The organism is Streptomyces sp. A0642 (assembly GCF_004795105.1).
Classification (GTDB): domain Bacteria; phylum Actinomycetota; class Actinomycetes; order Streptomycetales; family Streptomycetaceae; genus Streptomyces.
The window spans coordinates 19,813-32,178 of record NZ_SSBL01000026.1; the positions used below are offsets into that span (position 1 = coordinate 19,813).

Genomic DNA, 12,366 nt, shown 5'->3' on the forward strand with positions numbered 1-12,366 from the left:
GGAAAATTACGGTGCCGGTGGACCTGTTGCCCACCCCTTAGTCGTGCCCGGGGTCCCCACAATCGGGCCCCTGCCCCGCCCGGGTCACCCCAGAGCCCGGGCGGCGGCGCCGGCCCGTCCCCGCAGGTGCCGCACGGGCGAGAGGGGTGCGGACGACCATCCCCACCTGCGCGGGAGCGTGCGGGCGGGGAGGACGTACCCGGTATCCGCTGCCGCCGGCCCGCTCCGCGCGACGCCCTCATAGGGGCGAGTAGGGGTACTGGTTCCGGCCCGCCGGGACTAGCGTCGGGGCCCGGTATCCCATTCCTGCCGAGCACGTGGGCGACCGGCTGCCCGCAGTCGGATTCCGTAGCCGCGGACCCGGTGCGGTCCGGCGATCCCGGAACATTCCTCCACCCCTTCGCGCCTGAAACCGGAGCCCTCATGTGGGATGAACAGTTCGACATTCTCCTTCGGAAGCAGTTGTCCTTCCTCCCCCCGGACGAGGCGATCACGGGGGACATGCGACTGCGCGATTTCGGTCTCGATTCACTGGGCATGATCGAGCTGCTCGCCGGTCTCGAATCCGCTTACGACGTGCACTTCCGCGACGAGGCGCTCTCCCTGGAGATATTCGAGACCCCGGACGTGCTCTGGAACGCACTGCAACGTCTGCGCTGAGGGCCGGGGTCATGCACAGCGTTCCCGCGCTCCGTCTCCGGGAGGGCGACCTGGCCCGGCTGGAGGCCCTGACCCGCATGTCGACGGCGCCGGCCGGGCTCGTCCGACGGGCCAGGATCGTGCTGCTCGCCGCGGCGGGGCTCTCGAACACGGAGATCGCGACCCTGTTGCGGGTGTCCCGTCCGACCGTCATCAAGTGGCGTTCCAGGTATGCGGATTCCGGGATCACGGCGCTGGGTGATCTGCCCCGGCCGGGGCGTCCGCCGACGGTGGACGAAGTGGCGGTGCTCGTCGCCACGCTCGCCGACGGCGCCAGGCCCCCGGCACGGCTGCGGGCCCCGTACTGGTCCTCGCGCATGCTCGCCGAGGAGTTGGGGATCGCGCACTCCACGGTGTCGCGCGTGTGGCGCAAGTGGGGGGTGCGTCCGCACCGCCCCGAGACCTTCCAACTGCCTTCCGTACCGCCTCTGCCGCCCGGGGCGCACCGCCGGGTGATCGGTGTCTTCCGCGCCTCGTCGTGGAACGCGGTGGTGCTGCGGGCGGACGACCACGCGGGGCACCGGGCCGAGGAGCGGTTCCGCCCCCTGCTGGTCGACCGGGCCGGACCGGGGGCCCACAGCGCCTCCGCACCGGGCGACTTCCTGACCCTCCTGGACACGGTCGCGCAGGCTCACCCCTACCCGCGGCTGCACGTGCTCCTGGACGGGCCGGGCGCGGTTCGCTCCAGGCGTGTACGCGAGTGGCTGGCGAGGAATCCACGCGTCTCCCTGCACCACGCGCCGGCCACCCGCTCCCGGGCCGATCTCGCCGAGGTCCTGCTGCGGCTCGCGGGCAGCAGCGGGCACCGTCCCACCCCATCCATCCACCGCCATCCGGGGACCACTCATGGACCAGACGTCGGCCCACGCCCTCTATGACCGTTTCCTGCGCGGGCTCGCGCGGTCCCCGCAGGGGGTGGCCGTCCGTGTCGGTGCCACCTCGTTGACGTACACGGAGCTGTACGACCGGGCGCTGATCCGGGCGGGCTCGCTGCTGGCCGGACTGCCGCAGCGCCCGGCCGCGGTGGGCGTGCTCGCGGGCAAGGGGCTCGACGCCTACACGAACATCCTCGCCTGCCTGTTCACCGGAATCACGATGGTTCCGCTGCAGCCGTCCTTCCCGGTGCTCCGCACCCTCCAGATGCTCGAAGCGGCCGGAGTGGAAGCGCTGTTCGTGGACGCCGAGGCGGTGACGGCGCTGGAGAAGCTACGGGCCGAAGGCGTCGCACTTCCCGCACTGGTGGACGGGGCGGCCGCAGGTGACGTCGTCGGGGTGATCGCACCCGATCCGGCCTCACGCCTGGCGCGCCCCCGGCTGGTGGCGCCCGACGACATCGCCTATGTGCTCTTCACCTCCGGTTCCACGGGGCGGCCCAAGGGTGTGCCGGTCACCCATGCCAACGGCGCCCACTACTTCGGCCTCCTCGACGCGCGGTACGACTTCGGACCGCACGACGTTTTCTCCCAGAACTTCGATCTGAACTTCGACTGCGCGATGTTCGACCTGTTCTGCGCGTGGGGCGCCGGCGCCACCCTGGTGCCCGTTCCGGCGGGCGCCTACCGGGACCTGCCCGGCTTCGTCGCCGAGCAGGGCGTCACGGTCTGGTTCTCCACCCCCAGCGTGATCGGCCTGATCCGCCGCACGGGCCGGCTCACGGGCGGCGCACTGCCCTCGCTGCGCTGGAGCTTCTTCGCGGGCGAGGCGGTGACCTGTCAGGACGTGACGGACTGGCAGCGTGCGGCGAGGGACTCGGCCATCGAGAACCTCTACGGTCCGACCGAGCTGACGATCACCATCACCCGGCACCGGTGGTCTCCCGAGCGCTCACCCGGGATCTCGGTCGCCGGTGTCGTCCCGATCGGTCCGGTGCACGCGGGGCACGCGTGGATGCTGCTCGGCACGGACGGCGAACCGGATCCGTCGGAAGGCGAGTTGTGCGTGGCCGGGCCGCAGCTCACCTCCGGATATCTGGACCCCGCAGATGACGCGGGCCGCTTCGTGGAGCGGGACGGAGTCCGTTACTACCGGACGGGCGACCGGATCCGGCGGGGCGAGGAAGACCAGTTGCTCTACCTCGGCCGACTGGACCAGCAGGTCCAGGTCCGCGGCGTGCGGATCGAGCTGGCGGAGATCGACGAGGCGCTGCGCCGGTGCCCGGGGGTGGACGACGCCGTCGCGGTGCCCGTGCCCTCCGAGCAGGGCATCACGCTGGCGGCGTTCCAGACCGGAGAGCGCGTGCCGCCCGTCGCCCTGGCCCGCGAGCTGAGCCGGACCCTCCCCCGGGCGGCCCTTCCCCAGCACTTCTTCCACCTGACGGAATTCCCGCTCAACTCCAACCGCAAGATCGACCGCCGCGCCCTGCTGGACCGCGCGCTCGAACTGCTCGGCCGGCCTCGCTGAATCCCGGGCGGGGCAAGGCTCCCGGCCTCGGTCCGCCTCCAATGGGTACGCGACACGCCGACGCGTACCTGATACGCTCAGCGTGTTACGTACCCAGGGTCATGACGCAGGAAGGCATGGACGTTTGCCATGACAGAAATCAAGCCCCGGGCGGGGCTCAAGGAATGGCTCGGCCTCGTGGTGATCGTCCTGGTCACCCTGCTGATCGCCATTGACATCTCGGTCCTCGGCTTCGCGATCACACCCATCAGCGAGTCGCTGAAACCGAGCGCCACCCAACTGTTGTGGATCATGGACATCTACAGCTTCGTGCTGGCCGGTGCACTGATCACGATGGGCTGGGTGGGCGACCGCTTCGGACGGCGGAAGCTTCTGATCATCGGCGCCCTGGTCTTCGGTGTGGCGTCGGCCCTCGCCGCGACGGCGGACACCCCCGAGATGCTCATCGGCTCGCGCGCCCTGCTGGGACTCGGCGCCGCGACGCTGACGCCGACCTCCCTGGCCCTGATCCGCAACATGTTCCACGACTCCAAGCAGCGGAAGTCGGCCATCGCCGCCTGGAGCGGCACCCTGGCCACCGGTGCGGCCCTCGGCCCGGTCGTGGGCGGCCTGCTGCTGAACAACTTCTGGTGGGGCTCCGTCTTCATGATCAACACCCCGGTGATGGTGCTGGTGCTGATCCTGGCCCCGATCCTGCTGCCGGAGCGGCGCGACCCCTCGCGCGGCAAGCTGGACGTGCTCGGCGCGTTCCTGTCGATCGCGGGCATCATGCCGTTCATCTACGGACTCAAGGAGCTGGCCGTCGACGGCTGGTCCCGTGAGTCCGCGATCTGGGCCGGTGTCGGCGCCGTCCTCCTCGTCGCCTTCGTGCAGCGTCAGCGCATGACGTCGCACCCTCTCATCGACATCTCGCTGTTCCGCTACGGCGGCTTCACCGGGGCGATCCTGACGAACCTGATGGTGATGTTCTCCTTCATGGGCGTCAGCATCCTCACCAACCAGTACCTCCAGATGGTGCTGGGCATGACGCCCTTCCGGGCCGCCCTGTGGTCCATGGCCGTGATGCCGGCGATCGGGATCGCGGTCGGCCTCGTCTCGGCCCTGTCCCGCAAGGTCAAGCCGGTCTATCTGGTCGCCAGCGGCATGCTGGTGATGGCCGTCGGGTTCGGCGTGCTGAGCCGCCTCACGGTGGATTCGAGCGTCGCCGTCCTGCTGGTCGGCGTGGGGCTGATGGCGGCGGGAATGACGGCCTCGAAGACGCTCACGGCGGAGATCGTCGTCACCTCCGCCCCGAAGGAGCACGCCGGGTCGTCCACCGCGACCTCGGAGACCTTCACCGAGTTCGGCAGCGCGTTCGGCTTCGCCGTCATCGGCAGCATCGGTTCCGCCATCTACCGGCACGACATGGACGCGGTGAATCCCGCCGGGCTCGGCGGTGAGGCCCTGGAGGCGGTGCGCAACACGATCGGCGGCGCCGCCACCGTCGCCGCCCAGCAGCCGGCCGCGGTCGGCGCCGAGCTGCTCGCCACCAGCCGTGAGGCCTTCACCCACGGCCTCCAGGTGGCGGCGCTCTCCGGGGCCGCCGCCATGGTCGTGGTCGCCACGATCGTCGCCGTACTGCTGCGCAGGGTGCCGATCGAGACGGGCGAGCCGATCGATCCGTACGACATCGACGCGCCGGCGACCGTTCCGTCGCCCAAGCGCATGCAGCCCACCGCAGGCTGACCGGCCGGGGCTCCGCACGCAGCAGAAGGGGGCTGGTTCCCCACCCGGCCGGGTGGGGAACCAGCCCCCTTCTGCTGTCGGCACGCGGTCCGCCCGGCCGCGCCGGGCGGCGGCCGCGTCAGGTGAGCGGCTTCTCGCCGTTACGGATGCGGACCAGCACCTCAATGCCGTCCAGGACCCGCTGGAGCCCGAAGGTGAAGTCGTCCTCCGGCTCGTCGAACGCCCCGGCCTCCAGCAACTCGGCGAGCGCGGGAAACGAAGCGGAGTCGGCGTACTTGGCCAGCGCGCGACCGTAGTTGGCCATCAGGTCCGCCTCGCTGAAGTCCTGGGTGACACCGAGCGACATCTGCACGTTGTTGCGCACGTAGCCGATCATCAGCATCATCACGGACAGCTTGTCGTCCGGCCGCAGAGTGGTGCCGCCCAGGGTGCGCAGACCGCACTCCAGCCAGCTGAGCTGGCCCGGCTCCAGAGGCGGCCCGCTGACCGAGATCTGCAGCATCCAGGGATGCCGGTGGAAGACCTCCTGGAAGGCGCGCGCCCACTGCTCCAGCCCCGCCCGCCAGTCGCCGTCGGCCGTGTCGATACGGGGCGGGGTGCCATAGGCCATGTCCAGCATCAGCTGCCGCAGCTCGTCCTTGCTCGACACGTGGCGGTACAGCGACATGGTGCCGAAGTCGAGGCTCTTGGCGACACGGGACATGGACAGGCCGGCGAGACCGTCGGCGTCGGCCGACTCGATCGCGGCCGTGACGATGCGCTCGACGCTCAGGCCGGTACGCGCGGTGCGCTGTTCCCGGTTCCGCAGTTCCCAGAGCACCGCGATGCTGTTCGGCAGGCCGACGCCTTCCGTGCTCGTTCCTTCGCCAGTCGTCATGTCGTGCCTGCCTTCATCAGGAGCCCTTCCATGCGTATCACGCACGCATAGAGCATCGTATACGCCCGGGGTCCGCCGTACGCGGAGCCGGTGTGAGACCGAGGTGGAGAGACGGTACGACACCGCGCGCGGTGACGTCCGGGCGGCCCACGCCGGCTTCCCGGTGGTGAGGGTTCAGACGCCTGCCGCGGCGGCGGTCAGCTCCGACGACGGCCGGCCGAGCAGCTGCCGGCACTGCCGGAGCCCCCGCGCGCTGTTCCAGCCGAGCCCGCCGACGAGGACCCCGTCGCGGTGGTACGCGGCGACGAACTCCCGGTCCTCGGTGGACCCGCTGACGATCTCCGTCCGTGCGTCGGGAGGGCACCACCCGATGGTCTGTATCTTCTCCCCGAACTGATGGGTCCAGCCGAAGGGCACGGGGGTGTACGGCTTCGCACCCTCGTCGCCGGCCAGGATGTTGGCGACGACCGCCATGGCCTGCTGGGCGGCGTTGGTCCGCTGTTCGAGTCTCACGCGGGCCCCGGCCACCATGGGGTGCGGCCAGTTGGCGACGTCTCCGGCCGCCCATACGCCGGGGGCGGCCCGGCAGTAGCTGTCGCACATGACCCCGTCCCCCAGGGGCACTCCGGAACCGGCGAGCCAGTCCACGGCGGGCACCGAGCCGATCGCGACGACGACCAGGTCGGCGTCGACGGTGGTGCCGTCCGCGAGTACGACGCCCCGGACCCCGGCACCGTCCCGGGCCATGCCCGCCACGTCGGCGCCGAGCACGAGCCGTACCCCGTGGTCACGGTGGAGGCCGGCCACGAGCCCGCCGATCTCGGCACCGACCTGGCGAGCGAGCGGCTGGGCGTTCGTGTCGATCAGCGTCACGTCGAGCCCGGCCCCGCGCGCCGTGGCGGCGATCTCCGCCCCGAGGAATCCGGCCCCGATCACCGCCACCCTGGGCCCCGCCGCCAGGGCCTCGCGCAGGCGGACCGCGTCGTCCAGCGACCGCAGGACGTGAACGCCGCGGAGGCCGTCCCCGCACGGCAGCCGGCGCGGCCGAAGCCCCGTCGCGATGACCACCGCGTCGTAGGGCAGTTCCTCGCCGGTGGAGAGGGTGACGCTACGGGCGTCCCGGTCGAGGCCAGTGGCCCGGCAGCCGAGCCGCAGATCGGCGTCGACGGAGGCCAGCACGTCGGCCTTGCGCAGCCAGGTGCTCGGAGGTTCCCAGCCCTCGGTCAGCAACTCCTTGGAGAGGGGCGGACGTTCATAGGGGGGATGGCGCTCGTCACCGACGAGGGTGAGCCCTCCCTCGTACCCCCTGGCCCGCAGTGTCTCCACCGCGGTCAGTCCCGCGGCGGCCGCGCCCACGACGACTATCCGGTTCAGCACGCTCGCTCCTCGTTTCCGGTCCTGCTCACGTGAATGTCTGGTGCCGCGACCGGCGGGGCCTGCCCGGCGGGCACTACGCCTCGCCGTCGAGAATGTCGAACAGCTCGTCCGCGGTGGCCGCGCTGAGGTCGTCCGCGGGGGCGTCCTCGCCGAAGAGAGCCTGCCGCAGGTGCGTGGCGAGCTCGGCGGCGGAGGGGTAGTCGAAGATCAGGGTCGGGGCCAGCCGGCAGCCGGTCACCTCACTCAGGCGGGTCCTGAGTTCCAGAGCCGTCAGCGAGTCGAAGCCGATGTCGAGGAATCCGCGCTCGGCGGGAACCGCTTCGGCGCCGGAGTGCCCCAGCACGGCGGAGGCGTGACCGCGTACCAGGTCCAGCAGGGCCCGCTCGCGGTCCTCGGTGCTCAGCCCGGCGAGACGAGCGGTCAGAGCGGCGGGATCGGCGCTCTTCGTACGGCTCCGGACCACGGGGCCGGCGTCGGTGCCGACCATGTCCCGTAGATGGGCGTGCAGCGCACCGGGCTTCGCCTTCAGCGTGGGCACGTCGACGGCGAGGGGCACCAGGGCCGCCCGTCCCGACGCCATTCCCGCGTCGAAGAGCCGGAGCGCGTCGTCGGGGGCGAGGGCCGGAAGACCGCGCGCCGCCATGAGGCGGGCGTCATCGTCGATGGCCTCGGTCAGGCCGGTGGCCACGTCCCAGAGCCCGTACGCCAGGGAGGTGGCCGGCAGCCCCTCCGCCCGGCGCCGCACCGCCAACGCGTCCAGGAACACGTTCGCCGCCGCATAATTCGCCTGACCCGCCGCCAGCACAGAACCACCCGCCGACGAGAACATCACGAAAAACGCCAACTCCCGCTCACACGTCAACTCATGCAAATACCACGCACCATCCGCCTTCGCCCCCAACACCCGATCCAACCGCGCCCCATCCATCGACCCCACCAAACCGTTGTCCCCCGCACCCGCCGCATGCACCACCCCCACCAGATCCGCACCCACACCCTCCACCAACCCCACCACAGCCGACCGGTCCGCCATGTCACACGCCACCACCGACACCTCCGCACCCAAACCCCGCAGATCACCCACCAACGCCTCAACCCCCGGAGCCTCCAGACCCCGACGCCCCGCCAACACCAGACGCCGCACCCCACGCACCTCCACCAGATGCCGGGCCACCAACCCACCCAGACCACCCGTACCACCCGTCACCAACACCGTCCCACCCGACACATCCACCACATCCGCCGCGTCCGCGCCGCTCTCACCGGCCGGGACCTCGACCAGACGCGGAACCAGAACCTCACCCCCACGCACCGCCACCTCCGGCTCACCCGAAGACAGCACCACACCCGCCACATCCCCGAACCCACCACCCGCAGGATCCACATCCACCAAAACGAACCGGCCCGGATTCTCCGCCTGCGCCGCCCGCACCAAACCCCACACCGGCGCCTGACACACATCCACACCCACATCAGAGCCCGTAGCGACCGCACCACGGGTCACCACCACCAACGGACCCGCCTCCTCACCCTCCAACCAGCCCTGAACCGCCTCCAACACCCCACCCAGCACCGACCGCACACCCCCCACCGGATCAACCGGATCCACACCCACCACCGGCACCGGCACCTCGAACACCGCCGCCTCAACCGGACCCTCCACCACCCCAGCGGTCACCAACGACCGCCACACCACCTCATGCAACCCACCACCCCCACCCACACCAGCCAACTGCTCCACCGACACCGGACGGAACGTCAGTCCGCCGATCGTGGCCACGGGAGCACCGTCCTGGTCCGCCAGGTGCAGCGTCAGGCTGCTTGCGCCTTGGGGCGACAGCCGGACCCGAAGCGCGCGGGCACCGGCGGCGTGCAGGGACACGTCGGTCCAGGAGAAGGGGAGTTCGGTCGGCTCGTCGCCCGTGACATCCTCGCCGACCCCCAACGCGTGCATGGTCGCGTCGAGGAGGGCAGGGTGGAGACCGAATCTCTCGGCGTCCGTGTGCGCCTGCTCGGGCAGCTCCACCTCCGCGAAGACGTCATCCCCGCGCCGCCACACGGCCTTGAGCCCGCGGAAGACGGGACCGTAGACGTACCCCTGCTTGTGGAGCAGCTCGTAGGCGTCGTCGGTCCGTACGCGGGTCGCGCCCGGCGGGGGCCATACGGTGAGGTCGAACGCCGGCACGGAACCCTCCGCACCTCCACCCACCACACCCTCCGCATGCAACACCCACGCCCCACCCGCACCCGCATCCTCCCGACGCGAATGCACCCGCACCGAACGACAACCCACCTCATCCACACCACCCACCACCACCTGCAACGCCACCCCACCACGCTCCGGAACAACCAAAGGCGCCCGCAACGTCAACTCCTCCACCACCCCACAACCCACCTCATCCCCAGCCCGCACCACCAACTCCACAAACGCCGCCCCCGGCAACAACACCGACCCCAACACCACATGATCCGCCAACCACCCCAACCCCTCCACCGACAACCGCCCCGTCAACACCACACCACCCGAATCCGGCAACGCCACCAACGCACCCAACACCGGATGATCAACCACCACCTGACCCAGACCACCCGCATCCCCACCCCCCACACACTCCAACCAGAACCGCTCCCGCTGGAACGCATACGTCGGAAGATCAACGCGGCGAGCTCCCGAACCCTCGAAGAACCGAGACCACTCCACCGCGACCCCGGCCACATGCAACCGGCCCAACGCCGTCACAGCCGACACCACCTCCGGGCGGCCCTTGCGCACCACCGGCACGAACACCGAGGCGTCCGCGTCCACCGCCTGCTGCGCCATCCCGCACAGCACCCCGTCCGGGCCCAGCTCGACGAACGACGTCACACCCCGCGACGCGACGAACGACACCGCGTCCGCGAACCGCACCGCCTCCCGCACATGCCGCACCCAGTACGCCGCCGAACCCCAGCCCTCAGCCACATCCCCGGACACACCCGACACCACAGGAATCGACGGAGCACCGAACGACAACCCCGCCACCACCGCCCCGAACTCCTCCAACATCGGCTCCATCAACGGCGAATGGAACGCATGCGACACCCGGAGCACACTCGTACGGCGGTCCTGCGCCTCGAACACCGCGACCAGCTCACGAACCGCCGACTCCGTACCCGAGACCACGACGGACCGCGGACCGTTGACCGCCGCGATCCCCACCGCACCGTTCAGCAACGGAAGGACCTCGGCCTCCGTCGCCTCCACCGCCACCATCGACCCACCCGCCGGCAACCCCTGCATCAACCGACCACGCGCCACCACCAACTCAGCAGCATCACTCAGGGACAGAGCACCGGACACGTGCGCGGCCGCGATCTCACCCACGGAATGACCGACCAGGAAGTCCGGACGCACTCCCCACGATTCCACCAACCGGAACAACGCCGTCTCCACCGCGAACAACCCGGCCTGAGCGAACATCGTCCCGTTCAGCAGGTCCGAGTCCTCACCCCACACCACCTCACGCAGACTGCGACCCAGGCGGCCATCCAGCTCCGCAAGCACCGCATCAAAGGCTTCGGCGAACACCGGGAACACCTCGTACAGCTCCCGGCCCATCCCCAGCCGCTGCGCACCCTGACCCGTGAACAAGAAGGCTGTGGCGCCCGTCGGCTGCGCTACACCCTGCACGACCGACGGCGACAGCTCCCCCTCGACCAGCGCGGTCAGGCCCCGGACCAGCTCTTCGCGATCGGCTGCCGCGACCACCGCACGATGCTCCAGCACCGCACGCGACACCACCGACGAGAACCCGACATCCAACACAGACGCGGCATCTCCCAGCCGCTCCAGCAGCTTCCCGGCCTGAGCGGACAGACCCGCCTCACTCCGCGCCGACAACAGCACCGGCACCAAGGGCAGTTCGACCGCACCGGCCGTCTCCGGCTCCTCCACCACCGGAGCCTGCTCCACGATCACATGCGCGTTCGTCCCACTCAGACCGAACGACGACACCCCCACCCGACGCGGACGATCCCGCACCGGCCACGCCCGCGACTCCGTCAACAACTCCACCGCACCCGCATCCCAGTCCACATGGGGTGAACGCGTCTGCGAGTGGAGGGACTTCGGCAGCACTCCGTGCCGAATCGCCTGCACGGCCTTGATGACCCCGCCCACACCGGCGGCGGCCTGCGTGTGGCCCAGGTTCGACTTCAGCGACCCCAGCCACAACGGAGCACCCTCCGGGCGACCCTGACCGTACGTCGCCAGCAACGCCTGCGCCTCGATCGGATCACCCAGCCGGGTCCCCGTCCCATGCGCCTCCACCAGATCCACGTCCGTGGTGGTGATCCCCGCGTTCTCCAGAGCCGCGCGGATCACCCGCTGCTGCGACGGGCCGTTGGGGGTGGTCATCCCGCTCGACGCGCCGTCCTGGTTGATGGCGCTCCCGCGGATCACCGCGAGGACGGGGTGTCCGTTCCGGCGGGCGTCGGAGAGGCGTTCGATCATGAGGACGCCCACGCCCTCCGAGCAGCCGGTCCCGTCCGCCTCGGCGGCGAAGGACTTGCAGCGGCCGTCCTTGGCCATGCCCCGCTGGTGGCTGAAGTAGAGGAACATGTCCGGGGTCGTCATCACCGTCACGCCGCCGACCAGCGCCATCGAGCAGTCACCCCGGCGCAGCGCCTGCCCCGCCCAATGGAGGGCGACGAGCGAGGACGAACACGCGGTGTCGATGGTGACGGCGGGGCCTTCGAGGCCGAGAGTGAAGGCCACCCGGCCGGTGACGAGGCTGCCGTCGCTCGTGCCCGGCCCGTAGTCGTGGTACATGACGCCGGCGTAGACGCCGGTCCGGCTGCCCTTCAGGGAGAGGGGATCGATCCCCGCGCTCTCCACCGCCTCCCAGGACGCCTCCAGCAACAACCGCTGCTGCGGATCCATCCCCAACGCCTCACGCGGCGAGATCCCGAACAACCCGGCATCGAAATCCGCCGCATCGTACAGAAAACCGCCCTCACGCGTCACCGTACGATCCGGCTTCCCCGGCTCCGGATCGTAGAGCCCCTCCACATCCCACCCACGATCCACCGGAAACGCCGACACACCGTCCCGGCCCTCCACCACCAGATCCCACAACTCGTCCGGAGAACCCACCCCACCCGGATAACGGCACGCCATCCCCACGATCGCAATCGGCTCGGTGGCGTCACCGTTGAGGCGGTCGTTGGCCGAGCGCAGGCGTTCGTTCTCGACCATCGTCGTGCGGAGGGCGGCGACCAGCTGCTCTACAGATGCTTCCATGATGTTC

7 protein-coding genes are annotated in these 12,366 nt (G+C 70.4%); 4 read left to right on the plus strand and 3 right to left on the minus strand.

Translation table 11 applies throughout. The features are described 5' to 3' along the window. The first annotated feature begins 423 nt into the window (after positions 1–423). The 4 genes from E6R60_RS30435 (at position 424) to E6R60_RS30450 (ending at position 4,824) form a co-directional block, all read left to right on the plus strand. Positions 424–660, plus strand: a complete 237-nt coding sequence (locus E6R60_RS30435; RefSeq protein WP_136329926.1) for a phosphopantetheine-binding protein — start codon at positions 424–426, stop codon at positions 658–660. A gap of 11 nt (positions 661–671) precedes the next feature. Further along, a complete protein-coding gene (locus tag E6R60_RS30440) occupies positions 672–1,577 on the plus strand; it encodes a helix-turn-helix domain-containing protein (RefSeq protein ID WP_136329927.1) in 906 nt (301 codons plus the stop codon). Continuing rightward, complete coding sequence (locus tag E6R60_RS30445) at positions 1,546–3,099, plus strand: AMP-binding protein (protein WP_136329928.1); 1,554 nt, start codon at positions 1,546–1,548, stop codon at positions 3,097–3,099. Before E6R60_RS30440 ends, E6R60_RS30445 begins: the two co-directional genes overlap by 32 nt. A gap of 129 nt (positions 3,100–3,228) precedes the next feature. Then, positions 3,229–4,824, plus strand: coding sequence for an MFS transporter (locus tag E6R60_RS30450; RefSeq protein WP_136329929.1), 1,596 nt, complete (start codon positions 3,229–3,231; stop codon positions 4,822–4,824). Between the two features lie 118 nt (positions 4,825–4,942). On the opposite strand, the gene E6R60_RS30455 is transcribed toward E6R60_RS30450, so the two are convergent. The 3 genes from E6R60_RS30455 to E6R60_RS37870 all read right to left on the minus strand — a co-directional run bounded on the left by E6R60_RS30455 (position 4,943) and on the right by E6R60_RS37870 (position 12,359). Continuing rightward, the gene (locus tag E6R60_RS30455; protein ID WP_240802737.1) at positions 4,943–5,701 is read right to left on the minus strand and encodes a TetR/AcrR family transcriptional regulator; all 759 of its coding nucleotides are present in this window, start codon (positions 5,699–5,701) and stop codon (positions 4,943–4,945) included. A gap of 174 nt (positions 5,702–5,875) precedes the next feature. After that, positions 5,876–7,078, minus strand: coding sequence for an FAD-dependent oxidoreductase (locus E6R60_RS30460; RefSeq protein ID WP_136329930.1), 1,203 nt, complete (start codon positions 7,076–7,078; stop codon positions 5,876–5,878). A 73-nt stretch (positions 7,079–7,151) separates the two neighbouring features. Next, positions 7,152–12,359 carry a type I polyketide synthase gene (locus E6R60_RS37870; RefSeq protein ID WP_136329931.1) on the minus strand — a complete coding sequence of 1,736 codons (5,208 nt, stop codon included), beginning with the start codon at positions 12,357–12,359 and terminating at the stop codon, positions 7,152–7,154. Positions 12,360–12,366: the final 7 nt, after the last annotated feature.